Source organism: Burkholderia sp. RF7-non_BP4, from assembly GCF_001521935.1.
GTDB lineage: Bacteria > Pseudomonadota > Gammaproteobacteria > Burkholderiales > Burkholderiaceae > Burkholderia > Burkholderia diffusa.
This window is the reverse complement of sequence record NZ_LOTA01000010.1, coordinates 255,253-277,842: the sequence shown is the minus strand read 5'-3', so window position 1 is coordinate 277,842 and position 22,590 is coordinate 255,253. Positions and strand designations below refer to the sequence as shown.

General features: G+C 69.9%; 19 protein-coding genes and 1 pseudogene. 10 read left to right on the top strand and 10 right to left on the bottom strand.

Annotated elements, in window-relative coordinates:
• Positions 1-53 precede the first annotated feature (53 nt).
• Positions 54-1,100, bottom strand: coding sequence for a gentisate 1,2-dioxygenase (gene gtdA / locus WS49_RS05040; RefSeq protein ID WP_059525028.1), 1,047 nt, complete (start codon positions 1,098-1,100; stop codon positions 54-56).
• Positions 1,101-1,264: 164 nt separating this feature from the next.
• Here gtdA and WS49_RS05035 point away from each other — a divergent pair, with 164 nt between their 5' ends.
• Positions 1,265-2,209, top strand: a complete 945-nt coding sequence (locus WS49_RS05035; RefSeq protein ID WP_059525026.1) for a LysR substrate-binding domain-containing protein — start codon at positions 1,265-1,267, stop codon at positions 2,207-2,209.
• Between the two features lie 46 nt (positions 2,210-2,255).
• Here WS49_RS05035 and WS49_RS05030 read toward each other — a convergent pair whose 3' ends face one another.
• From WS49_RS05030 to WS49_RS05015, 4 genes are read right to left on the bottom strand one after another with little or no spacing between them, the layout of a single operon-like run.
• Positions 2,256-3,524, bottom strand: coding sequence for an NAD(P)/FAD-dependent oxidoreductase (locus tag WS49_RS05030; RefSeq protein WP_059525024.1), 1,269 nt, complete (start codon positions 3,522-3,524; stop codon positions 2,256-2,258).
• Positions 3,521-3,754 (bottom strand): 2Fe-2S iron-sulfur cluster-binding protein, encoded by a 234-nt coding sequence (locus tag WS49_RS05025; RefSeq protein ID WP_011658575.1) that lies wholly within the window; start codon positions 3,752-3,754, stop codon positions 3,521-3,523. The genes WS49_RS05030 and WS49_RS05025 overlap by 4 nt, the downstream gene beginning before the upstream one ends.
• Positions 3,751-4,878, bottom strand: coding sequence for an NAD(P)/FAD-dependent oxidoreductase (locus tag WS49_RS05020; protein WP_059525022.1), 1,128 nt, complete (start codon positions 4,876-4,878; stop codon positions 3,751-3,753). The genes WS49_RS05025 and WS49_RS05020 overlap by 4 nt, the downstream gene beginning before the upstream one ends.
• On the bottom strand, positions 4,875-5,807 hold the full coding sequence (locus tag WS49_RS05015) for a 4-hydroxyproline epimerase (RefSeq protein ID WP_059525019.1): 933 nt from the start codon (positions 5,805-5,807) through the stop codon (positions 4,875-4,877). Before WS49_RS05015 ends, WS49_RS05020 begins: the two co-directional genes overlap by 4 nt.
• A gap of 605 nt (positions 5,808-6,412) precedes the next feature.
• Here WS49_RS05015 and WS49_RS05005 point away from each other — a divergent pair.
• The 4 genes from WS49_RS05005 to ilvD all read left to right on the top strand — a co-directional run bounded on the left by WS49_RS05005 (position 6,413) and on the right by ilvD (position 12,843).
• Positions 6,413-8,038 carry an APC family permease gene (locus WS49_RS05005; protein WP_059525015.1) on the top strand — a complete coding sequence of 542 codons (1,626 nt, stop codon included), beginning with the start codon at positions 6,413-6,415 and terminating at the stop codon, positions 8,036-8,038.
• Between the two features lie 71 nt (positions 8,039-8,109).
• Entirely contained in the window at positions 8,110-9,702 is a 1,593-nt protein-coding gene (locus WS49_RS05000) for an aldehyde dehydrogenase (NADP(+)) (RefSeq protein ID WP_059525013.1), read from the top strand.
• Complete coding sequence (locus WS49_RS04995) at positions 9,695-10,717, top strand: Ldh family oxidoreductase (protein ID WP_059525011.1); 1,023 nt, start codon at positions 9,695-9,697, stop codon at positions 10,715-10,717. The genes WS49_RS05000 and WS49_RS04995 overlap by 8 nt, the downstream gene beginning before the upstream one ends.
• 266 nt (positions 10,718-10,983) lie before the next feature.
• Positions 10,984-12,843 (top strand): dihydroxy-acid dehydratase, encoded by a 1,860-nt coding sequence (gene ilvD / locus WS49_RS04990; RefSeq protein ID WP_059525009.1) that lies wholly within the window; start codon positions 10,984-10,986, stop codon positions 12,841-12,843.
• Between the two features lie 116 nt (positions 12,844-12,959).
• Here the strand turns inward: ilvD and WS49_RS04985 are convergent, their stop codons facing one another.
• Positions 12,960-13,790, bottom strand: a complete 831-nt coding sequence (locus WS49_RS04985) for an SH3 domain-containing protein (protein ID WP_059525007.1) — start codon at positions 13,788-13,790, stop codon at positions 12,960-12,962.
• 33 nt (positions 13,791-13,823) lie between these two features.
• Positions 13,824-14,249 carry a hypothetical protein gene (locus WS49_RS33175; protein ID WP_059596238.1) on the bottom strand — a complete coding sequence of 142 codons (426 nt, stop codon included), beginning with the start codon at positions 14,247-14,249 and terminating at the stop codon, positions 13,824-13,826.
• Between the two features lie 309 nt (positions 14,250-14,558).
• Between WS49_RS33175 and WS49_RS04980 the strand changes: the two genes are divergently transcribed.
• Complete coding sequence (locus tag WS49_RS04980; protein WP_059525005.1) at positions 14,559-16,109, top strand: sigma-70 family RNA polymerase sigma factor; 1,551 nt, start codon at positions 14,559-14,561, stop codon at positions 16,107-16,109.
• A gap of 186 nt (positions 16,110-16,295) precedes the next feature.
• Positions 16,296-17,174: a helix-hairpin-helix domain-containing protein gene (locus tag WS49_RS04975; protein ID WP_059525003.1), complete on the top strand. Its 879-nt coding sequence runs from the start codon at positions 16,296-16,298 to the stop codon at positions 17,172-17,174.
• Positions 17,175-17,261: 87 nt separating this feature from the next.
• Here the strand turns inward: WS49_RS04975 and WS49_RS04970 are convergent, their stop codons facing one another.
• The 3 genes and pseudogenes from WS49_RS04970 to WS49_RS04960 form a co-directional block, all read right to left on the bottom strand.
• On the bottom strand, positions 17,262-17,687 hold the full coding sequence (locus tag WS49_RS04970) for a helix-turn-helix domain-containing protein (protein ID WP_059525001.1): 426 nt from the start codon (positions 17,685-17,687) through the stop codon (positions 17,262-17,264).
• 111 nt (positions 17,688-17,798) lie between these two features.
• A pseudogene (locus WS49_RS04965) lies at positions 17,799-17,942 on the bottom strand (MarR family transcriptional regulator); the annotation flags it as partial.
• Entirely contained in the window at positions 17,939-19,453 is a 1,515-nt protein-coding gene (locus tag WS49_RS04960; protein WP_059524999.1) for an acetyl-CoA hydrolase/transferase family protein, read from the bottom strand. The gene WS49_RS04960 and the pseudogene WS49_RS04965, both read right to left, overlap by 4 nt.
• Before the next feature lie 643 nt (positions 19,454-20,096).
• Here WS49_RS04960 and WS49_RS04955 point away from each other — a divergent pair.
• The 3 genes from WS49_RS04955 to WS49_RS04945 are packed head-to-tail and all read left to right on the top strand — an operon-like array spanning position 20,097 to position 22,581.
• Entirely contained in the window at positions 20,097-20,777 is a 681-nt protein-coding gene (locus WS49_RS04955) for a CDP-alcohol phosphatidyltransferase family protein (RefSeq protein WP_059524997.1), read from the top strand.
• On the top strand, positions 20,774-21,583 hold the full coding sequence (locus tag WS49_RS04950; RefSeq protein WP_059524995.1) for a HalD/BesD family halogenase: 810 nt from the start codon (positions 20,774-20,776) through the stop codon (positions 21,581-21,583). The genes WS49_RS04955 and WS49_RS04950 overlap by 4 nt, the downstream gene beginning before the upstream one ends.
• Positions 21,580-22,581, top strand: a complete 1,002-nt coding sequence (locus tag WS49_RS04945) for an HpnL family protein (RefSeq protein WP_059524993.1) — start codon at positions 21,580-21,582, stop codon at positions 22,579-22,581. The genes WS49_RS04950 and WS49_RS04945 overlap by 4 nt, the downstream gene beginning before the upstream one ends.
• The last annotated feature ends 9 nt before the right edge of the window (positions 22,582-22,590 follow it).

Genomic DNA, 22,590 nt, shown 5'->3' with positions numbered 1-22,590 from the left:
CCGCCTCGGCGGCGCACTTGGACGAATCGGGAAAATCGGGCCGACCGGCGGCGTCAGTCGCGCGCTTCGCGCAGCAGGTTCAGCGCGGACAGCACCGGCCGGTCGGAATAGCTGAACAGCACGCTGTCGGTCGACGCCGACAGCCGCACCGACGCCCACGACGGCGCGACGAAGATGTCATGCGGCTCGAACGCGAACGCGTCGCCGCCGATGTGCGCGGTGCCGCTGCCTTCGACGACGCAGTAGATCGTCGCGTCGGTGCTGCGATACGTGCGGCCGTCGAAGCCGGCCGGCAGGAACTGCATGAAGGTGGCGATCGTCGGCATCGGCCAGCCACCCGTCGCGGGATTCACGTAGCGCAGCTTCACGCCGTCCCACGCGTCGAGCTCGCCGTTGCGGTACAGCGCGTCGAGGGCCTCGCGGGTGCGCGCGTACGGATAGCTGAACACCGGCGACGTCGGATCGCTCGCGCGATGGCGCACCGGCACCATGTTGTGGCCGAAGCGCGCGAAGCTGTCGCCTTCCGCGCGGCTGACGGGCTGCTCGGCTTCCGGATAGTTCTCCGCGAAGCCCGCGTCGAGGTACCCGACGAGCGGGATGTCGAGCCCGTCGAGCCACACGACCGGCTCGCCGCCGTCTTCCGCCGACGGGTTGCCGTGGTCGTGCCACGCCCACGACGGCGTGATGATGAAGTCGCCCGGATGCATCGTCGTGCGCTCGCCGTTCACCGCGGTCCACGCACCCTTGCCCTCGACGATGAAGCGCAATGCCGACTGCGTATGCCGATGGCTCGGCGCGATCTCGCCGGGCAGGATCAGTTGCAGGCCCGCGTACAGGCTCGGCGTCATGCTCGACTTGCCGGGCAGCCCCGGGTTCTCCAGCACCAGCACGCGGCGCACGGCTTCTTCCGCGCTGATCACGCCGCCGGCCTGCATCACCAGGTCGCGCACCTGCGCGTACTTCCAGATCGCGGCCTGCGCGGCCGGCTGCGGCGCTTTCGGCACGAGGTTGTGCAGCGATTCCCACAACGGCGCGAGGCGCTGTTCGGCGATCCGTGCGTAGTAGTCGGCGCGCGACGTATCCGGGTGTCGGCTGGTCATGATGTCTCCTTGGGGCGGCCGATCGCGGTCGGCGCTGTGTCGGGTCGGGGACCGCGTGCTTCAGTCCGTTAGCGCATTTATATTCGACGCAGACATACCCGGTAAAATGGCGAAATCATCTAATCCATATGATTTCGGATATACCTTCCGACACGGAGCACGCGATGGACTGGACCTACCGGCTGCGATTGCGGCACCTCCAGGTGCTGCTGAGCCTGGCCAGCACGGGCAACCTGAGCCAGTCCGCGATGGCGCTGGCGACCACCCAGCCCGCGCTGTCGAAGTGGCTGAAGGAACTGGAAGAGGATGTCGGGCTGCCGCTGTTCGAGCGGCACGCGCGCGGCCTGCGGCCGACGGCCTACGGCGATGCGCTGATCGAGCACGCGCGCCGTGTGGAGGCCCAGCTCGACGTCGCGCGCGACGACATGGCCGCGCTGCGCGAAGGCGGCAGCGGCCTGGTCACGATCGGCACGTCGGGCGTCGCGGCGGCCGATACCGTGCCGCTCGCGGTGTCGCAGTTGCTGAAGCGGATGCCGCGCGCACAGGTGCGGCTCACCGAGAGCACGATGAACCAGCTGATGCCGCAACTCGCGCGCGGCGAACTCGACATCGTCGTCGGCCGCTCGGGCTCCGCGTCCGTCGATCCGCACCTGCACGCCGAAGCGCTGTACGTCGATCCTGTGGTGTTCGTCGCGCGGCCCGATCATCCGCTCGTCGGCGCGGCCTCCGTCGGCTGGGACGAGGTGCTGGCCCACTCGTGGATCGTCTGGCCGTCCGGCACACCCGTGCACAATGCGCTGCAGGTCGCATTGACGGCCGCCGGCCACGTGCAGCCGCCGCATTGCGTCGAATCGAATTCGTCGATCCTGAACCTCACGCTGCTGAACAACACCGACCTGCTCGGCGTTGCCTCGCATCGTGCCGCGCGGCGCTTCGAGCAATTGAACGCGATCCGCATCCTGCCGATGCGGCTCGAGGGCCAGGGCGCGGTGTCGATGTACTGGCATCCGGACAGCGCGAATCGCGCGGCCGTGGCCGCCGCGATCGAGTGCCTGCGTGCCTGTGCGGCCCCGCAGGTGGGCGGATGGGAGAAAGTGAAGACGGAATGAACGGCGAGGCGGCCCGCTGCGAACCGGGCCGCCTCGCGCTGGCGCGTCAGGCGCCGTCGCAGGACGCCGTGTCGTCCAGCATCAGCGTGCCGACCCGCGCGGGCACGAGCGGCGTGCGCGGCACCGGCGGCGTCCAGCCGAACAGCGCCTGCGCGGCCGCACCGCACACGCGGCCCTGGCATGCCCCCATCCCGCAGCGCGTCTGCAGCTTCGCGGCCGTCCAGCCGGGCGCCGGCGCGACCGCGTCGACGCGCACGTCCTCACAACGGCACAGCAGCGTATCGGGCCGCGCGAGCCGGCGGATCGGCTCGCGGATCGCGAAGCGTTCGCGCACCGCGTCCGCGAATGCCTGCCAGCGCGCGCGCTGCGCAATCAGCCCGGCCAGCGGCGCCGTCTGCCCGGTGGCCGCGCAGCCGGCAATCTCGCCTTCGACCATCGCCAGTTCGCTGCCGCCGACACCCGTGCACTCGCCCGCCGCGAAACAGCCCTCGCGGCTCGTGCGCTGATGCGCGTCGACCACGACCGCGCCGTTCTCGATCCGGCAGCCGAGATGGCTCGGCAGCACGGTGTTCGGCACGAGGCCGAAGCCGCATGCGAGCCGGTCGCAGTCGACCTCGAATTCACGCTCGCCCTGCCGGATCCGCACGCGTTCGAGCCGCTTGTCGCCGAACGCTTCGACGACGTGTGCGCCGGGCCGATAAGCGGCCGTGACGAGCTTCGCGGCCTGCGCGAGTTTCGACGGCCAGCGCCACAGCCCCGCGCCGAAACCGGCAACATCGCTCCACGCGGCCTGTTCGAGCACGTGCGACACTTGCGCGCCGGCCTGCCGGGCCGTCGCCGCGCTCGCGAGCAGCAGCGGGCCGCTGCCGGCGATCACGGTGCGCTGCCCGCGCACGTCGAGACCGTACTTGATCAGCGCCTGCAGGCCGCCCGCGCCGGTGACGCCCGGCAGCGTCCAGCCGGGAAACGGCAGCAGCAGCTCGCGCGCGCCGCAGCACACGATCAGCGTGCGGAATTCCAGCAGGAACCCGCGCTCGTCGTCCTCCAGCAGCAACGTGCCCGGCTGCGTCTCGGCGACGATGCGCGTGGCCGCCAGATGCGTGACGTTCGGCCGACGCAGCACGGCAAGGCGTTCCGCCGCGGCCGGCACCGGCGTCGCGGCCGCCGCCTGGCGCCAGATCTGCCCACCCGCGCGCGGGTTGTCGTCGACGATCGCGATCGTCGCGCCGCTTCGTGCGGCGGCCCGCGCGGCCGACAATCCGGCCGGGCCCGCGCCGACGATGGCGACGTCGACGCTCAGTCGTTCCTGTTTCATCGCGTGCGCTCCACCCGCATCCCGTCGCGGCACAGCGTCTGGCAAGCCAGACGACGGCGGCCGTCGATCGTCATCCTGCACTCCTGGCAGATGCCCATACCGCAAAACGGCGCGCGCGCCGCACCCGTGCACGACACGCGCGTCGTGTCGTCGCCGCTCGCCGCGACGGCGGCCGCGACGGTCGCGCCGTCGGCCACCGTCAGCGCGCGGCCGTCCAGATGAATGATCATGTCAGCGCTCCGGCTACGGGGGACGTCGTCAGAAAACGTCCCGGCAAATACGGTTCGATGTCGATGGGCGGCCGTTCGCCGGTCATCAGCGCGGCGAGGAGCCGCGCGCTGCCCGGCGCAGTCGTCACGCCGAGCCCTTCGTGCCCGACCGCGAGCCATACGCCCGGCCGCGCCGGATGCTCGCCGAGCAGCGGCAGACCGTCGGGGCTCGCGGAACGGAAGCCCGTCCATGCGCGAATTCCGTTCAGGTCGGCCAGATCCGGCAGGTAGCCGGCCGCGCGGCGCAGCATGCGCGCGAGGACCGGCGGCTCGACGCGCGCGTCCTCGGTATCGAACTGGCGCGACGAGCCGATCAGCAGCTGGCCGGTGGGCCGCGGCTGCACGTTGAACGCGACCGACGTGCCGTCGCTCGCGTGCGCGCTCGCCGCATAGCCGAGCTCGACGAGCTGGTGCGACACCTGGCCCGGGTAACGATCGGTGATCAGCAGATGGCCCTTCTTCGGGCGCAATGGCAATTCAGGCAACAGCGTGCGCGCGGCGACGCCGTTCGCGACGACCACGCGCGCCGCACGCAGCGTGTCGCCGCTCGCGAGCGTCACGCTCGGACCGTCGACCGCCACCGCGCGATCGCGCCGCAACGTGATGCCCGGCGCGCGCTGCAACAGCCAGCTCGCGGCGACGGGCGCATAGAGAATCGCGTCGCCGGGGATCTTCAGCGCGCCGCCGAGGCCCGCGCGCAGCATCGGCTCCAGCCGCGCGAGCGTCGCCGCGTCGATCAGCTCGCCCGCCACGCCGTGCGCGGCGAGCGTCGCCTGCTTGGTGCGCGCGAGGTCCATTTCGTGCGCGTCGGCCGCGAGCCACAGCGTGCCGCAGTTGCGGTACGCGCAGCCGTCCGGCATCTCGCCGGCGAGCGCGCGCCACAATTCGATCGAGTAATGGCTCAGCGCGAGCTCCGCCGCGTTGTCGTCCATCGCGACGAGGTGCCCCATGCCGGCGCCGGTCGCGCCGCCGCTCGCGTCGTCGACGACGAGCACGCGCAGCCCGCGCTGCGCGAGTTCATGCGCGCACGCCGCGCCGACGATGCCGGCGCCGATCACGACGACGTCGGTCCGGGTCTCGCTCACGACACGATGCCCCAGCCGAACGGGTCGTCTTCCTCGATCAGCAGCGTCGCTTCCGCGCTCAGGTGCGCGCTGCCGCGAATCGTCGGCACGATGCCGCCGTCGGCCTGCGCGAAGCTCGCCTGGAACACGCTGCCGATCACGCTCGCCTGACGCCACACGACGCCCGGTTCGAGCTTGCCGTCGGCCGCGAGGCACGCGAGCTTCGCGCTCGTGCCGGTGCCGCACGGGGAACGGTCGTACGCATGGCCCGGGCACAGCACGAAGCTGCGGCTGTCGTGCTCGGGATCGTCCGCGAACAGTTCGATATGGTCGATCTCGCCGCCGTTCGCGCCGGTGATGCCCGCGCGTTCGAGCCCGGCACGCACCGCGGACGCGTAGGCGGTCAGCGCCGCCACGTTGTCGCCGGCCACGCGCTGGCCGTGATCGCTGATCAGGAAGAACCAGTTGCCGCCCCACGCGATGTCGCCCTTCACGGGGCCGTAACCGGGCACATCGACGTCGACGGCCTTCGCATGGCGGTACGCGAGCACGTTGCGCACGCTGACCGACAGGTCGTCGTGCAGCGTCGCCTCGACGGTCCCGACCGGCGTTTCGATCCGGTGCACGCCCGGCTCGATGCGGCCCATGTGATGCAGCGTGCGCACCACGCCGATCGTGCCGTGCCCGCACATGCCGAGGTAACCGCTGTTGTTGAAGAAGATCACGCCGGCCGCCGCCTCCGGCGACACGGGTTCGCACAGCAGCGCGCCGACCAGCACGTCGCTGCCGCGCGGCTCGAGAATGCACGCGGTGCGATAGCGATCGTGCTCGCGCGCGAGCACGTCGCGGCGCTCGGCCATCGTGCCGTTGCCGAGCGAGGGGAAACCCGACACGACGAGCCGCGTGGGTTCGCCGCCCGTGTGCGAATCGATGATCTGGATGCGCTTCATCATGAGCCGTTCGAAGTGGGGAAAGGAGCATAGCTTCCTCCGTCGCGCGTCCGTCCGCTTGTGGCTTTTCGATGAGGACGGCGACGAAATCGGCATAGTGCGGAACGCGTTTCGCGGCCCTTGCGGCCACTGTGCCGATTTCGTCATTTTGCTCCGCGATACGGCTCAAGCGTGATGGGTGTTTGCACGGCGATACTGGTTGCACGTCGACGCGCCTGTCGTCGACCGATACGAAGCAGGAGATTGCAGTGAGCCGAAACGCCATCCAGCGGACCGGAGTTTTCCCCGCCCTCAGCCACCGGTTCGTACCGGACGCTTCCATCGCTTTCGACGCCGCGCACCGCGCCGAACGGAACCGCGCGAACCGCTGACCGGTTTCCCCCCGGCGGTGCGGCGGCCTCCCCCCGTCGCATCGCCACTTCCGTGTCCGGCATGGCCGGCACGGGCCCGTTCGCCGTGGCGCCTGCCCGCGCCGCACTCGAGCGGGCCCCGGCCCTCGCGGTCGTTCGAACCGGTCGCACGCCGGCCGGCAGGTGTTGCGCCGCTGCTCCGTCGGAGCGCGGCGCAGGCCGCACCTGCCCCGATATTTCCCAGGAGACAAACCTATGCCAGGTCAAGGCAACACACACCCGTCCGTCCCGCTTTCCCGTTCCGTGCCCGCCGACGGCGGTCACGGCAAGTTCAAGAAGCAGCTGTCGCTGACCGACCTGACGTTCATCGGCCTCGGTGCGATCTTCGGTTCGGGGTGGCTGTTCGCCGCGAGTCACGTGTCGACGATCGCCGGCCCGGCCGGCATCTTCTCGTGGCTGCTCGGCGGCTTCGCGGTGCTGCTGCTCGGCATCGTCTACTGCGAGCTCGGCGCCGCGCTGCCGCGCGCGGGCGGCGTGGTCCGCTACCCGGTGTTCTCGCACGGCCCGTTGCTCGGCTACCTGATGGGCTTCATCACGCTGATCGCGTTCTCGAGCCTGATCGCGATCGAAGTGGTCGCCGCGCGCCAGTACGCGGCCGCATGGTTTCCCGGTCTCACCAAGGCCGGATCGAGCGACCCGACGACGATCGGCTGGCTCGTGCAGGCCGCGCTGCTGTGCTTCTTCTTTTACCTGAACTATTCGAGCGTGAAGACGTTCGCGAAGGCGAACAACATCATCAGCATCTTCAAGTTCATCGTGCCGCTGTCGGTGATCGCGGTGCTGTTCACGTTCTTCAAGCCCGCCAACCTCACCGCGCACGGTTTCGCGCCGTTCGGCATGCCGGGCATCGAGATGGCCGTGTCGGCCGGCGGCATCATCTTCGCGTATCTCGGCCTCACGCCGATCGTGTCGGTCGCGAGCGAAGTGCGCAATCCGCAGCGCACGATCCCGATCGCGCTGATCCTGTCGATCCTGCTGTCCACGTTGATCTACGTGCTGCTGCAGCTCGCGTTCATCGGCAGCATCCCGACCGACATGCTGGCCGCCGGCTGGCACGACGTGAGCAAGGCCTTCTCGCTGCCGTACCGCGACATCGCGCTCGCGCTCGGCGTGGGCTGGCTCGCGGTGATGGTGGTCGCCGACGCGATGATCTCCCCGAGCGGCTGCGGCAACATCTACATGAACGCGACGCCGCGCGTCGTCTACGGCTGGGCGAAGACGGGCACGTTCTTCAAGGTGTTCACGCGCGTCGACGAGGCATCGGGCATCCCGCGCGCGGGCCTGTGGCTCACGTTCGGCCTCGCGATCTTCTGGACCATGCCGTTCCCGTCGTGGGAGGCGCTGATCAACATCGTGTCGGCCGCGCTGGTGCTGAGCTATGCGGTCGCGCCCGTGTCGGTCGCCGCGCTGCGCCGCACCGCGCCCGACCTGCCGCGGCCGTTCCGCGCGGTGGCGTTCGGCATCACCGGCCCCGCGTCGTTCGTGATCGCCGCGCTGATCGTCTACTGGTCGGGCTGGGGCACGGTGTCCTGGCTGCTCGGCCTGCAGATCGTCATGTTCGTGATCTATCTCGCGTGCCGCCGCTGGGTGCCGACCGCGCACCTGAGCCTCGCCGAGCAGGTGCGTTCGTCCGCGTGGCTGATCGCGTTCTACGCGGCCATGATCGTGCTGTCCTACTTCGGCGGCTTCGGCGGCACGGGCCAGCTCGCGCATCCGTACGACACGGTCGTCGTCGCGGCCGTCGCGCTCGTCATCTACTACTGGGGCGCCAATACCGGCATCCGTTCCGACAAGCTGCAACTCGACGACGACGAAGACTGACACACCCGCTTTCCCCTTTTCACTCCGGCCGGGCGCCTCACGCCCGGCCCCGCATTTTCCGAGGAAAACCCATGCAACTCACAGGTCAGCTCCTGATCGGCCAGTCGGCCATCGCCGGACAGAACGGCACCCTTCACGCGATCGCCGCCGCGACCGGCGAACCGCTCGAGCCCGCATTCGGCGGCGCGAGCCTGCACGACCTGGAGACGGCCTGTGCGCTCGCCGACGAAGCCTTCGACACGTATCGCGAGACGAGCCCCGAGCAACGTGCGGCGTTTCTCGATGCGATCGGCCGCAACATCCTGGCGCTCGGCGACGACCTGATCGAGCGCTGCGTCACCGAAACGGGCCTGCCGCGCGCACGCATCGAAGGCGAACGCGGCCGCACGGTCGGCCAGCTCGCGCTGTTCGCGTCGCTCGTGCGCGACGGCGGTTACGTCGATGCGCGCATCGATCCGGCCCGCCCGGACCGCAAGCCGCTGCCGCGCGTCGACCTGCGCCTGCGCAACGTCGCGATCGGGCCGGTCGCCGTATTCGGCGCGTCGAACTTCCCGCTCGCGTTCTCGGTCGCGGGCGGCGATACCGCGTCGGCACTCGCCGCCGGCTGCCCGGTGATCGTCAAGGCGCACTCCGCGCATCCGGGCACGTCCGAGCTCGTCGGCCGCGCGATCCAGCAGGCCGTGCGCGAATGCGGGCTGCCGGCCGGCGTGTTCTCGCTGCTGTTCGACGCGTCGCGCGAAATCGGCCAGGCGCTCGTCGCCGATCCGCGCATCAAGGCCGTCGGCTTCACCGGCTCGCGCCGCGGCGGCGTCGCGCTGATGAACATCGCGGCCGCGCGCCACGAGCCGATTCCGGTCTATGCGGAAATGAGCTCGATCAACCCGGTGCTGCTGTTCCCGGCCGCGCTCGACGCGCGCCACGATGCGATCGCGCCGCAGTTCGTCGCATCGCTCGCCCTCGGCGCCGGCCAGTTCTGCACCAACCCGGGCCTCGTGCTCGCCGTCGACGGCCCCGCGCTGCGCGCGTTCGAAGCCGCGGCGGCCACCGCCGTGCAGGCGACCGCCGCGCAGACGATGCTGACGCCGCACATCCACGCGAGCTATGCGCAAGGCGTGGCCACCCTGCGCGCGCACGACGCGGTCGAACTGCTGGCGCAAGGCGTGGAAGGCGGTCGCTTCCAGGCGCGCGCGGCGCTGTTCGCGACCTCGGCCGACGCATTCATCGCCCATCCCGAACTGCGTGACGAAGTGTTCGGTCCGGCATCGCTGATCGTGCGCTGCCCGGATGCCGACACGCTGCACCGCGTGCTGAAGTCGCTCGAAGGCCAATTGACGATCGCCGCGCATCTCGCCGACGGCGACGCCGCGCTGTTCGCCGCGCTGCGCCCGACGCTCGAGCGCAAGGCCGGCCGCATTCTCGTCAACGGCTTCGGCACGGGCGTCGAGGTCGGTCATGCGATGGTGCACGGCGGTCCGTTCCCGGCCACGTCCGACACGCGCACGACGTCGGTCGGCGCACGCGCGATCGAGCGTTTCCTGCGCCCCGTGTCGTACCAGGACGTGCCGGACGCGCTGCTGCCCGACGCCATCCGCAACGGCAACCCGCTGAACGTGCCGCAACGCATCGACGGCGTGCCGGCGCCCCGGGACGCGCGCGATGTCTGAGCCGCTCGCCGAAGTCGTCCTGTCGCTCGATGAGGTCCATGCGCTCGCGCTGCGGGTGCTGACGCACCACGGGCTGTCCGATGCGCACGCGCGGGCGATCGCGGGCGTGATCACGCAGGGCCAGCGCGACGAGTGCCACTCGCACGGCGTGTATCGGCTGCTCGTGTGCGTGCGCTCGCTGAAGAAGGGCAAGGTCGACCCGCAAGCCGTGCCGACGCTGCGCCGGCTGTCGTCGTCGATCGTCGCGGTCGACGCCCATCGCGGCTTCTCGCTGCTGAGCTTCGAGACCGGCCTGCCGGTGCTCGTCGAGATGGCGAAGCAGCACGGGATCGCCGCGATGGCGATCAACCACTGCTACCACTTTTCGGCGCTGTGGCCCGAGGTCGAGGCGATCGCCGCCGAGGGGCTGGTCGGCATCGCGATGAATCCGAGCCACAGCTGGGTCGCGCCGGAAGGCGGCCGCGAGCCGGTGTTCGGCACGAACCCGATCGCGTTCGCGTGGCCGCGCCCGGACGGCGTGCCGTTCGTGTTCGATTTCGCGACCAGCGCGATCGCGCGCGGCGACATCGAGCTGCACGCGAAACAGGGAAAGGCGATTCCGCCGCACTGGGCGATCGACGCCGACGGCCAGCCGACCACCGATCCGAAGGCCGCGCTGCAGGGCGCGATGCGCACGTTCGGCGGGCACAAGGGCTCGGCGCTCGCGGCGATGGTCGAACTGCTCGGCGGCGCGCTGATCGGCGACATGACGAGCCAGGAGTCGATGGACTTCGACGAAGGCGTCGGCGCGACGCCGTGCCACGGCGAGCTCGTGATCGCATTCGACCCGAAGGTGTTCCTCGGCGACGATCTCGACGCGGGCCTCGCGCGCGGCGAGCGGATGTTCGCGTCGATCACCGGGCAAGGCGCGCGGCTGCCGTCGCAGCGGCGCTTCGACGCTCGTGCGCGCAGCATTGCGCACGGCGTGCGGATTCCGAAGGCGCTGTACGACGAAATCCTGACGCTGCTCAACTGACGCGCGATCGCCGGGCGCGGCTTCATCGCCGGCAGGACGGGCGATGAAGCCGCCGTCCGGTTCGACCGGCGTGTCCCGCGCCTGCATCCAGGCGTCCAATCCGGCGCCCGCTCGCCCGCGCCCGCCGGCGGCCGCATGCCCGGCGGCTGTGGGATAATCGACGGGTTTGCCCAGGGCGCAGCTCAAGAGGTTGTTCGCACGGGCGCGCGAGAGGCCTCCATTCCCGTGCCTCCACCCTTTTTCGCGATAATTCTTCAGCCATCACCATGCCCACATACCGTTCCAAAACCTCCACCGCCGGCCGCAACATGGCAGGTGCGCGCTCGCTGTGGCGCGCCACCGGCATGAAAGACGACGATTTCTCGAAGCCGATCATCGCGGTCGTCAACTCGTTCACGCAGTTCGTGCCCGGGCACGTGCACCTGAAGGATCTCGGCCAGCTCGTCGCGCGCGAGATCGAGGCCGCCGGCGGCGTCGCGAAGGAATTCAACACGATCGCGGTCGACGACGGCATCGCGATGGGCCATGACGGCATGCTCTATTCGCTGCCGAGCCGCGACATCATCGCCGACTCGGTGGAGTACATGGTGAACGCGCACTGCGCGGACGCGATGGTGTGCATCTCGAACTGCGACAAGATCACGCCGGGGATGCTGATGGCCGCGATGCGCCTCAACATTCCGGTGATCTTCGTGTCGGGCGGCCCGATGGAAGCCGGCAAGACGCGCCTTGCGAACCCGGTCACCAAGACCGTCGAACTGAAGAAGCTCGACCTCGTCGACGCGATGGTGATCGCGGCCGACCAGTCGTATTCGGATGCCGACGTCGCCGAAGTCGAGCGCTCGGCCTGCCCGACCTGCGGTTCGTGCTCGGGCATGTTCACCGCGAACTCGATGAACTGCCTGACCGAGGCGCTCGGCCTGTCGCTGCCCGGCAACGGCACGGTCGTCGCGACGCACGCGGATCGCGAGCAGCTGTTCAAGCGCGCCGGCCGCCGCATCGTCGAGCTGACCCGCCAGCACTACGAGCAGGACGACATGCGCGTGCTGCCGCGCTCGGTCGGCTTCAAGGCGTTCGAAAACGCGATGACGCTCGACATCGCGATGGGCGGTTCGACCAACACGATCCTGCACCTGCTGGCGATCGCGCAGGAAGCCGGCATCGACTTCACGATGAAGGACATCGATCGCCTGTCGCGCATCGTGCCGCAGCTGTGCAAGGTCGCGCCGAACACGAACAAGTACCACATCGAGGACGTGCACCGCGCGGGCGGCATCATGGCGATCCTCGGCGAGCTGGACCGCGCCGGCAAGCTGCACACCGACGTGCCGACCGTGCACGCGCCGACGCTGAAGGATGCGCTCGACCAGTGGGACATCGTCCGCACGGAAGACGAAGCGGTCCGCACGTTCTACCTGGCCGGCCCGGCCGGGATCCCGACGCAGGTCGCGTTCAGCCAGGACACGCGCTGGCCGAGCCTCGACCTCGACCGCGCCGAAGGCTGCATCCGCTCGTACGAGCATGCATTCTCGAAGGAAGGCGGCCTGGCCGTGCTGACCGGCAACATCGCGCTCGACGGCTGCGTGGTGAAGACGGCCGGCGTCGACGAAAGCATCCTCGTGTTCGAGGGCTCGGCGCACGTGACCGAATCGCAGGACGAAGCGGTCGAGAACATCCTGAACGACAAGGTCAAGGCCGGCGACGTGGTGATCGTGCGCTACGAAGGCCCGAAGGGCGGCCCCGGCATGCAGGAAATGCTGTACCCGACGAGCTACATCAAGTCGAAGGGCCTCGGCAAGGCATGCGCGCTGCTGACGGACGGCCGCTTCTCGGGCGGCACGTCGGGCCTGTCGATCGGTCACTGCTCGCCGGAAGCGGCAGCGGGCGGCGCGATCGGCCTCGTGCGCGACGGCGACCGGATCCGCATCGACATCCCGAACCGCACGATCGACGTGCTGGTGTCGGACGAGGAACTCGCGCGTCGCCGCGAAGAGCAGAACGCGAAGGGCTGGAAGCCGGCGCAACCGCGCCCGCGCAAGGTGTCCGCGGCGCTGAAGGCCTATGCGAAGCTGGTGATGTCGGCCGACAAGGGCGCCGTGCGCGATCTGTCGCTGCTCGACGACTGACACCGGGCGACGGGCCGCGCGAACGGCCCGCCTGCGTGATTCGGAAGCCGCTCCTCGGAGCGGCTTTTTTTCGTCCGGCGCCGGCCCGAAGCCGCGGCACCGGCGCCGTCAGTCGATCAATGACGGAACTCGTCGGTGCCCCATCCGCCTCCACCGCCGCCGTGGTTCCCACCACCGCGGTTCCCGCCGCTGTTTCCACCGCCTTGCGGCCGTGCGCCGTAACCGCCGCCGCCCTGATACGTCGGCGGCGCCATCATCCGGGCCGCGCCACCGTTAGGTGCGGGCTGCTGCGCCGGCTGCTGCGGCTGCGGCTGCGGCTGCGGCTGCGGCTGCGGCTGACGGCCGGGCATCGGCGCAGGCGCGGGTGCGGCCTGTTGTGGCGCCGGCGCGCGGTTCGGGCCGTTCCAGCCACCGCGCGTGGCCGACGGCCGTGCATCATGCCGCTCGGGCGCCCCGCCGCCCGGCGCGCGCTGGTTCGGGCCGCCCGGCTGCGGGTGTCCGTAAGCGGGCGGCATCCCGCCGGGGCCGATGCGCGGCTCGGCACGCCGCTCCCAGCGGTCGCGATCGTGAAACCACGGCCGATGGCGGTAGTAGCGGTCCCAGTACGCGCCGATCGCGAAGCCGGTCACCGGCACGCCGATGATCGCGCCGTATTCGAGCAACGGCACGTAATTGCCTTGATACGGATAGTCGAGCTGCTCCGCGTCGATCCAGCCGCGCACGCCCGGCAGCGCGACGTCGCACCACGAGTAGTCGCTCAGGCAGCCGAACACGTCCAGCGCGGTGCCGGGCGGAACCTGCGCGACGACCGGATAATCGGGCGCCGGCCCCGCATAGATTTCGGCCGGCGAGTTCGTGTAGGCGCTGCTTTGCGCGTCGGCGATGCCCGGCACCGCGGCGATGCCGAACAGGACGACGCACAAACTTCGGATGATCGTGTTGCTCATGATGCTCTCCCGCGCGGTGCCACCGCGCGTCGGTCAGTGTCGATGGCCCCCGCCCCCATGCCCGCCTCCCCAGTGACCGCCGCCCCATGGACGGTGCCAGTATCCGCCCCGGTAGCCGCCGCCCCAATGCCCCCAGAAACCGAGGCCGATCGTGACGGGCGGCCCATACCAGCCCGGGTAGTACGCGGGATAGTAGGCCGGGTAAGGCACATAAGCCGGCGCGACATATACCGGGGCCGGTACGTAGACGTAATCGTCTGCCGGCGGCGGCACCGCGGGCGTCGACGGCGCGACCGGTGCGGCGGTTGCCGGCGCCACCGGGATCTCTCGCTGCGACACCGTGGCAGGCACGGGTGCGTAATACGGCGCATAGCCGTATGGGCTGGTGTAATAACAGCCGCTCAGCGCGAACATGGCCAGCGCCATGACGGCAGGCCGCGCGGCGGGAATCGGGTTCATTCGAGGCTCCGCAGGGAATCGGTGCGTCGCCGCGTGGCGCGCGCCTGACTCTAGCTTACGTCCCCCGCATATTTCTGCGGGTTTGATCCGTTACTTTTTGTTTCGCGGCAACAAGAACGGGGCGCGACCGCGCGGGCATGCCGCATGCTCGCGCGTCAGCCACGCCGGCGTTGAAGTTGGCGCAAATGCCCTCAAGTTGAATATCGAATCAGGCTGGCCGGCGCGGACGGGTGTTCGCGGCCCCCGGGAGCCTGAAACCCGCGGACTTCGGCCCGCCCAGACAGGAGCGCGGCTCGCGCCGCCATCGACATGACTACGCCACGCCCCACGCTTCGGGCGGACACGCCCCTCGATCCGATCATCCAGCTGCTGGCGCTCGCCGGCGAACAGGGTTATCTGACGCACGCCGACCTCGTCGACGCGCTGCCGCCGGAAAGCGACAGCCCCGACGCGCTGGACGTCGTGCGCGCCGCGCTCGCGGACATCGGCATCGCCGTGCTCGACGAGCCCGTCGCGCCGGCGCCGTTCACGGGCGCGGCACCGGTCGACGTCGATCGCGACGCCCTCGACGAGGGCCGCGCGCTGCTAGGCGATCTCGCGCGCGGCACCGGTGCATCGACCGATCCGCTCGCCCTCTACATGCGGCGCATCCACGCGGTGCCGCTGCTCAAGCGCGAGGACGAAATCGTGCTTGCCCGCGAGATCGAAACGGGCCGCCATCAGATCCTGCACGCGCTCGCCGGCTGTCCGGCGGCCGTCGAGGCGCTGCTCGCGCGCCATGCCGCAACGCGTGCAACCGCCGCGGCCACCGACGAAGGCGACGACGGCGATGACGCACCGGCGCCTGCGCGCTACGACACGCTTCAAGGCGCGGTTGCGGCCGTGCGCGACGCATTGCACGCGCAGGGCTGCCGCTCGGCCGAGTATCGCGACGCGCGCAACCGCCTGGCCGCGCTGCTCGGTTCGCTCGCATGGGTTGCACCGGCCGTCGACGAAGCGAGCCGCGTCGTGCGCGCGCTCGCCACTGCCCCGGTCGATGCCGGAGCGGGCACCACCGCGGGCGCCGATGCCGCGTGCTTCGATCCGGTCGCGCGGCGCGCGCTCGGCGCCGCGCTGAGCGACGGCCAGCAAAAAGTGCGCGACGGTACGCGCGCGATGCTCGAGGCGAACCTGCGCCTCGTGCTGTCGATCGCGCGCAAGTACATGAACCGCGGCGTCGACCTGCCCGATCTCGTGCAGGACGGCTGCCTCGGCCTGATGCGCGCGATCGAGAAGTTCGAATACCGGCGCGGCTTCAAGTTCTCGACCTACGCGACCTGGTGGATCCGGCAGGCGGTCGCGCGCGCGGTGGCCGACCGCTCGCGCACGATCCGCGTGCCCGTGCACGTCGGCGACCAGTACCAGCGCGTGCAGCGCCATGCGCTGCGCTTTCGCCAGCGCACGGGCCGCCGCGCGACGCCGGCCGAACTCGCGGCCGAGACCGGGCTCGCCGAGGACAAGCTGCGCGCGGTGCTCGCGCTGCCTGCCGAGCCGCTGTCGCTCGACACGCCGCTGCCCGACGCGGATACCGGCCTCGTCGACCTGCTCGAGGACCAGGCATCGGCGAGCCCGTTCGAGCGTCTGGCCGACACGCGCATGCGCGAATGCGTGACGTCGCTGCTGCGCTCGGTCACGCCGGCCGAGGCCGACGTGCTGCGCCGGCGGTTCGGCCTCGGCGGCGCCGAGCCCGACACCTACGATGCGATCGCGCAGGACGCGGGGATGTCACGCGAACGCGTGCGGCAGATCGAGAAGCGCGCGCTCGCCACGCTGCGCATGGCCGCGGAGGCCGAGGGCGCGCAGTCGTTCCTCGACGCGTAACGGGTCGCGCGCTCGTGCTGCACGCCGGCACGAACGCGCGCGGGACCGGTCCCGCCCGTGCAACGTTTGCCGTTGACGCACATCAATTTTTGCTCGTCGCTTGCCGTGACAATGTGCTGAAATAAGAGGTGGGCCGGGGCGTTGCGCGCCGTGTCCATTCCGTTTGCACATCTCCAGGTTCCGCACATGCAAACGACCATCGGCCAAACACACGAGGAAAACCGGCAGATCGCGGCCTGCCTGCGCGAGGCCGCGCAGTTGCTTGCCGACCAGGGCGCGAATCCTTATCGGGTTGCCGCCTACCGTGCATCGGCCGATACGATCGAGTCGCTCGAAGACGGTATCCGCACGCGGTTCGACGCGGGCGGCGTCGATGCGCTCGACGCACTGCCCGAGGTCGGCACGGGCGTCGCAGAGGCGATCGCCGAACTGCTGGTGACCGGACGCTGGCGGCTGCTCGATCGGCTGCGCGGCGACGCGGAGCGCGCGTCCGCATTCGAAGCCGTGCCGGGCATCGGCCATGCGCTCGCGCTGCGGATTCACGACCAATTGCACATCGATACGCTCGAGGATCTCGAACGCGCGGCCCGCAGCGGCCAGCTCGAAGCGATTCCGGGCGTCGGCCCGCGGCGCGCGGCCGGCATCCGCGCGGCGCTCGACGACGTGCTGAGCCGGCGCCGCCGCTGGCAAGGCCACGCGCGCGACGCCAGCCTCGGCACCGAGCCGCCCGTCGAACTGCTGCTGTACATCGACCGCCTGTACCGCAGCAAGGCCGCCGCCGGCATCCTGCCCACGCTCGTGTCGCGCCGGCTGAACGCGGATGTGAGCATTCAGCCGCCCGTGATGCACATGACGAAAGGCGGCTGGCATTTCACCGCGCTGTGCCCGTATCCCGTGCGCCCGCAAGAGTCGGGGCGCACCGCGGACTGGGTCGCGCTCTACTTCTATGATGCGTTGCAATGCGAGAGCCAGCGGACCGTCGTCACCGAAACGCTCGGCTCGCTCGTCGGCAAGCGCATCGTGCGCGGACGCGAGATGGAATGCCGCGTGTATTACGCGGGATGAGGCGCTCGGGACGCCAGCCGTGGCGATGCGGCCGCCCCGTGGCACGCTCGAGCGCCCACGCTCCGGCAAACCGGACCGCCTGACCGCTTACGCGCCTTCCGTCTTCGTGCGGCGCGCCGGATGCCGATGCGCCGCGATGCGCAGCAGCTTGCGGAACGACGGACACTCGAGATGACTCGGCGCCGGGCAGACGGCCGCGTGCCGCAACGCGTCGCGCACCGCGCCGAGACGGCGGATCGTCCGGTCGAGCTCGTCGGCCTTGTCGTCGAGCTTCGCGCGATCGATCGCGGGCCGGCCGTCCGCGCCGAACATCGCGAGGATGTCGTCCAGCGAAAAGCCGGCCTCACGGCCGAGCGCGATCAGCGCAAGACGCTCCAGCACCGACTCGTCGTACTGACGCCGCAGCCCGTGACGGCCGTTCGGCACGATCAATCCCTTTTCCTCGTAGTAGCGCAGCGTCGACGCGGGCAAGCCCGAGCGGCGCGCGACTTCGGCGATGTCCAGACGGCTCATGCTCGATCTCAAGTGAACTTGAAGTCGCAAGATAGCCGCTCGACTCCTTCGATACAAGCCTGGACCGCCATGAACCGCCGGCGCCGGGTCGTCGGGCGCCGCGCACCGCGTTCATTCGCCGCCGCTGTCGATCAGGTTGTGGCGCACGCGCCCGAGCAGACGCACGAGCGTGTCGCGCTCGTCGCGCGTGAAGCCGCGCAACCCGTCGTCGGTGACCGTGTCGCCCACCTCCAGCATCTGCGGAAAGATGGTCAGGCCTTCATCGTCCCGGTGCGCACGTAACGCTCGTGCCACGACAGCGCCTCGGCGAGCAGGTGCGGCGTGTGCTTGCCGAAGCTCTCGCGCGACGCGCGCTCGAAGTAGTCCTCGAGCATCGGCCGGTAGTCGGGATGCGCGCAGGTCGCGATGATCTTACGCGCGCGCTGCTTCGGCGACAGGCCGCGCAGGTCGGCGAGCCCCTGCTCGGTGACGACCACCGCGACGTCGTGCTCGGTATGGTCGACGTGGCTCGCCATCGGCACGATCCGCGAGATCGCGCCGCCCTTCGCGGTGCTGGCCGACATGAAGCACGACAGGTAGCCGTTGCGCGCGAAGTCGCCCGAGCCGCCGATGCCGTTCTGGATCTTCGTGCCCATCACGTGCGTCGAGTTCACGTTGCCGTAGATGTCGGCCTCGATCATCCCGTTCATCGCGATGCAGCCGAGGCGGCGCACGAGTTCCGGGTGGTTGCTGATCTCCTGCGGGCGCAGCAGGATCTTTTCGCGGAACGTCGCGATCTCGTCGGCGAAACGCTGCACGGCGGCCGGGCTCAGCGACAGCGCCGTGGCCGACGCGAAGCTCAGCGTGCCGTCGTCGAGCAGGTCGAGCATGCCGTCCTGGATCACTTCGGTGTAAGCAGTCAGGTTCGAGAAGCCGGCCGAGCTCAGTTCCGCGAGCACCGCGTTCGTGATGTTGCCGACGCCCGACTGCAGCGGCAGCAGGTTTTCCGGCAGGCGGCCGCGCTTCACTTCATGGCGCAGGAAGTCGATCAGTTGCAGCGCGATCTGCTTCGACGTGGCGTCCGGCGCGGAGAACGCGTTGCTGCGATCCGGCGCGTCGGTCTCGACGATCGCGACGATCTTCTCCGCCGGGCAGCGCAGGTACGGCTCGCCGATCCGGTCGTCGCTTTTCGTCAGCGGAATCGGCTTGCGGTGCGGCGGCAGCGCGGTGCCGTAATAGACGTCGTGCATCCCGTCGAGACCAAGCGGCTGGCGCGCGTTGACTTCGAGGATCACGTGCTTCGCCTGCTCAAGCCACGTCTTGTTGTTGCCGATCGACGCGGACGGAATCAGCAGCCCGTCCTCGCGGATGCCCGCGACTTCGACGATCGCGACGTCGAGCTCGCCGTACAGCCCGAACCACGCATATTGCGCGACGTGGCTCAGGTGGACGTCCTGGTAGTCGACTTCACCGGCGTTGATCTTGTCGCGCAGCGTCGGGTCGGACTGGTACGGCAGGCGCATCGAGATGCCGTCGGTGCGGGCGAGCGCGCCGTCGAGTTCCGGCGCGGTCGACGCGCCCGTCAGCACGTTGATCCGGAAGTCCTCGCCGCGCGCATGGGCCGCGTCGATGTGGGCGGCGAGCGCGGCGGGCACGGCCTTCGGATAGCCGGATCCGGTGAAGCCGCTCATGGCGACGGTCATGCCGGGGCGGATCAGCGCGGCGGCTTCGTCGGCGGTGCGGACGAGCGAACGCAGGGCGGGAGCGAGGATGCGTGAAGAAGACATGGCTGTATATCTGACGCTTTGGTCTGTCGTTGACGTCGCGGGGGGTGTCTCCTGAGCGACGCGAAGCCCTTGGGGCCGCGAGGGGCGGCCCGGCACCACGGGCACGGTCGGAGTATCGCAGAGGCCATTGCCGCGAAATGTCCGCTGGATGCAAAAGATACTTGCTGAATGCACCGGGTATCGAACGACGGTTCTGTGACAGCCCGCGGCGGCCGCAAGCGCATGTATCCGAAAGGTGCGCGAAAGCGGACCGCCAGTTTTCCGCGCAAAAATTACGAACGGCTGAACGTGAATCGACCGATACCTTTCCGGATTAGTCGCATCGACGCGAAGAATCCGCATGCGATGGCCAATCGGCGATCGCCGCGGCCGATTGTCGCCCGCCGCGGCGGTTGCGGGCCTGATGCACGTCAACGCATCGACGCGCGCGAATCGCCGCCGGGCCCGCGTGCAAGGCCCGTCCACCCTTGACAGCGGCGTGAGGCGAACCACACTGGATCAGACAGGGTCCGCCTGCGCGAACGCCGTTTCGCGCATCCGGTTTGCAATCGGCCAATGCCCGGAATGCGCGGTAACACTCCCGTATGTCAGGACATTGGTCGAAGAAAAAGCAACAAATTACAATTCCGTATATATTTCGCCGATGGACCAAAGAAAAACCGCTACACGCTCCGAACCGCCCCTGCCGCGCACCTGGGATGCTCGGCTCGCGCGCTCGCTCGTCCGACCGCTGATCGACACGCCCGTTACCCCGAATCACCTCACCACCCTTCGTCTGCTGATCGGCCTCGCCGGCGCCTGGTGCCTTGCGCACGGCGGCTTCGGCTGGAGCAACGCGGGCGCATTCCTGATCGTGCTGTCGAACTTCGTCGATCACACCGACGGCGAACTCGCGCGCATCAGCGGCAAGTCCAGCAAGATCGGTCACTTTTACGACCTCGCGGCCGACGCGCTCGTGACGGTCGCGCTGTTCGTCAGCATGGGCGTCGGCATCGTCGCCCAGGGCGGCCAGATGGCCGCGTCGCCGGTGCTGCTCGGCGCGGTGGCCGGCGCGGCCGTCGCGCTGATCTTCTTCCTGCGCATGCGGATCGAATCGATCGCCGGCAAGGCCGGCACCAAGCAGGCGTTCGCCGGCGGCTTCGAGACGGAAGACGTGCTCTACCTGCTGCCGATCGTGACGCTCGTCGACGGCGTCCAGCCGTTCCTGCTCGCGGCGTCGATCGGCGCCCCGCTGTTCGCCGCGTGGGTCGTGATCGACTGGTGGCGCATCGTTCGGCGAAGCGGCGCCCCTCAGAATTCAACCGAAATCCAGGCTTCCAAATGACTCCTAGCACGCGCGACGACTCCGTGCTGAGCCCGGCACGCCCCGCGCCTGCGCGCGCGGCAGCGGCCGATCCCGATCGCACCGTGGCCGACTGCGTCGGCCGTCTCGACCTCGACCGCCTGCGCGGCGACTACACGCGCCAGGGGTCGTTCCTGTACCTCGACGCCTTTCTGCCGGCCGACGCGCACGCGAAGCTCGCGGCCGCCGCGCGCGCGATGCAGGCCGGCCTGAACCGCAATTACCTGCCCGGCCACAAGCAGGGCGGCAGCGTGAGCCGGCACACGATCGACGAACAGGCGCCGTACATCGCCGAGCTGTACCGGTCGAAGGCGCTGATCGGCTTCCTCGAGAAGATCACCGGCGACAAGCTGATGCTGTCGCCGGACGACGATCCGCACGCGTACGCGCTGTACTACTACACGAAGCCGGGCGACCACATCGGCTGGCATTACGACACGTCGTACTACGACGGCCGCCGCTACACGCTGCTGATCGGCGTGATCGACGATTCGTCGTGCCGGCTCGACTACGAGCTGCATACGCGCAATCCGGACGTGCCCGACGCGCCGGGCTCCGTGCAGATCGCCGACGGCGGCATCGTGCTGTTCGACGGCGACAAGCTGCGCCATCGCGTCACGCCGCTCGGCCAGAACGAGACGCGCGTGTCGCTCACTTTCGAATACGTGACCAACCCCGGCATGCGGCCGTGGAAGCGCTTCATCTCGAACATGAAGGACGCGATCGCGTATTTCGGTTTCCGCCAGGTGTTCAAGCAGCTGGCCACGCGACGGTCGACCGGGTCATGACACGCGCCGGCCTGATCCTGCTGTCCCTCGGAACGGCACTCTTCGTCGCCCTGCTCGCGTGGCAGGGCGTCGGCGCGGTCGCGTCGACGTTTCTCGCGGCCGGCTGGGGCCTCGCGCTCGTCGCCGCATTCCACGTCGTCCCGCTCGTGATCGACGCGCTGGCGATCTCGGCGATGTTCCGCCGCGGCCAGCCGGGCGCCGAGCTCGGCAACGCGCTGCGCGCGCGCTGGGTCGGCGAATCGGTGAACAGCCTGCTGCCCGCCGGGCAGATCGGCGGCCCGGTGCTGATGGTGCGCCACCTCGCGCAGCGCGGCACGCGGATGGCCGATGCCGCCGCCGCGGTCACCGTCAGCACGACGATGCAGGCGCTCGCGCAGATGGCGTTCGCGCTGATCGGCATCGCCACGTTCAGCCTGTATGCGACGCACGAGTCCGTCGCTCACCTGCGCACGCCGGCGCTGATCGCCACCGGCGTGCTCGGCGCCCTCGCCGTCGCGTTCTACGTGGCGCAGCGGCGCGGGCTGTTCGGCCGCGGGCTGCGTCTCGCGTCGAAGCTGCTCGGCCCGCGCGACTGGTCGTCGCTGGCGACGCGCGCGGACGCGATCGACGACGCCGTCGGCGCGCTGTACCGCGATCGCGCGAAGGTCGCGAAGACTTTCGCGTTGAGCCTCGCCGGCTGGATCGTCGGCACCGCCGAAGTGTGGCTCGCGCTGCACTTCCTCGGGCACCCGGTCAGCTGGCTCGACGCGCTGCTGCTCGAGAGCGTCGGCCAGGCGATTCGCGGTGCGGCATTCGCGATCCCGGGTTCGCTCGGCGCACAGGAAGGCGGTTACCTGCTGCTCGCCCCGCTGGTCGGCCTGCCGCCCGACGCGGCGCTCGCGCTGTCGCTCGCGAAGCGCGCGCGCGAACTCGCGCTCGGCCTGCCCGGCCTGCTCTATCTGCATTTCAGTGAAAGAAACTGGCAGCGGCGCCGCGCGCCGCAGCCCATCGCCGACTGATCGTTCAGA

Excerpts from the sequence above, each read along its gene's own strand:
- ilvD (WP_059525009.1), top strand. The coding sequence starts at position 10,984 with ATGCCCACATACCGTTCCAAAACCTCCACCGCCGGCCGCAACATGGCA.
- WS49_RS04955 (WP_059524997.1), top strand. The coding sequence starts at position 20,097 with ATGGACCAAAGAAAAACCGCTACACGCTCCGAACCGCCCCTGCCGCGC.
- WS49_RS04950 (WP_059524995.1), top strand. The coding sequence starts at position 20,774 with ATGACTCCTAGCACGCGCGACGACTCCGTGCTGAGCCCGGCACGCCCC.
- WS49_RS05035 (WP_059525026.1), top strand. The coding sequence starts at position 1,265 with ATGGACTGGACCTACCGGCTGCGATTGCGGCACCTCCAGGTGCTGCTG.
- WS49_RS05000 (WP_059525013.1), top strand. The coding sequence starts at position 8,110 with ATGCAACTCACAGGTCAGCTCCTGATCGGCCAGTCGGCCATCGCCGGA.
- WS49_RS04980 (WP_059525005.1), top strand. The coding sequence starts at position 14,559 with ATGACTACGCCACGCCCCACGCTTCGGGCGGACACGCCCCTCGATCCG.
- WS49_RS05015 (WP_059525019.1), bottom strand. The coding sequence starts at position 5,807 with ATGAAGCGCATCCAGATCATCGATTCGCACACGGGCGGCGAACCCACG.
- WS49_RS04975 (WP_059525003.1), top strand. The coding sequence starts at position 16,296 with ATGCAAACGACCATCGGCCAAACACACGAGGAAAACCGGCAGATCGCG.
- gtdA (WP_059525028.1), bottom strand. The coding sequence starts at position 1,100 with ATGACCAGCCGACACCCGGATACGTCGCGCGCCGACTACTACGCACGG.
- WS49_RS04960 (WP_059524999.1), bottom strand. The coding sequence starts at position 19,453 with ATGTCTTCTTCACGCATCCTCGCTCCCGCCCTGCGTTCGCTCGTCCGC.
- WS49_RS04995 (WP_059525011.1), top strand. The coding sequence starts at position 9,695 with ATGTCTGAGCCGCTCGCCGAAGTCGTCCTGTCGCTCGATGAGGTCCAT.
- WS49_RS05005 (WP_059525015.1), top strand. The coding sequence starts at position 6,413 with ATGCCAGGTCAAGGCAACACACACCCGTCCGTCCCGCTTTCCCGTTCC.
- WS49_RS04970 (WP_059525001.1), bottom strand. The coding sequence starts at position 17,687 with ATGAGCCGTCTGGACATCGCCGAAGTCGCGCGCCGCTCGGGCTTGCCC.
- WS49_RS33175 (WP_059596238.1), bottom strand. The coding sequence starts at position 14,249 with ATGAACCCGATTCCCGCCGCGCGGCCTGCCGTCATGGCGCTGGCCATG.
- WS49_RS05025 (WP_011658575.1), bottom strand. The coding sequence starts at position 3,754 with ATGATCATTCATCTGGACGGCCGCGCGCTGACGGTGGCCGACGGCGCG.
- WS49_RS04985 (WP_059525007.1), bottom strand. The coding sequence starts at position 13,790 with ATGAGCAACACGATCATCCGAAGTTTGTGCGTCGTCCTGTTCGGCATC.
- WS49_RS05030 (WP_059525024.1), bottom strand. The coding sequence starts at position 3,524 with ATGAAACAGGAACGACTGAGCGTCGACGTCGCCATCGTCGGCGCGGGC.
- WS49_RS04945 (WP_059524993.1), top strand. The coding sequence starts at position 21,580 with ATGACACGCGCCGGCCTGATCCTGCTGTCCCTCGGAACGGCACTCTTC.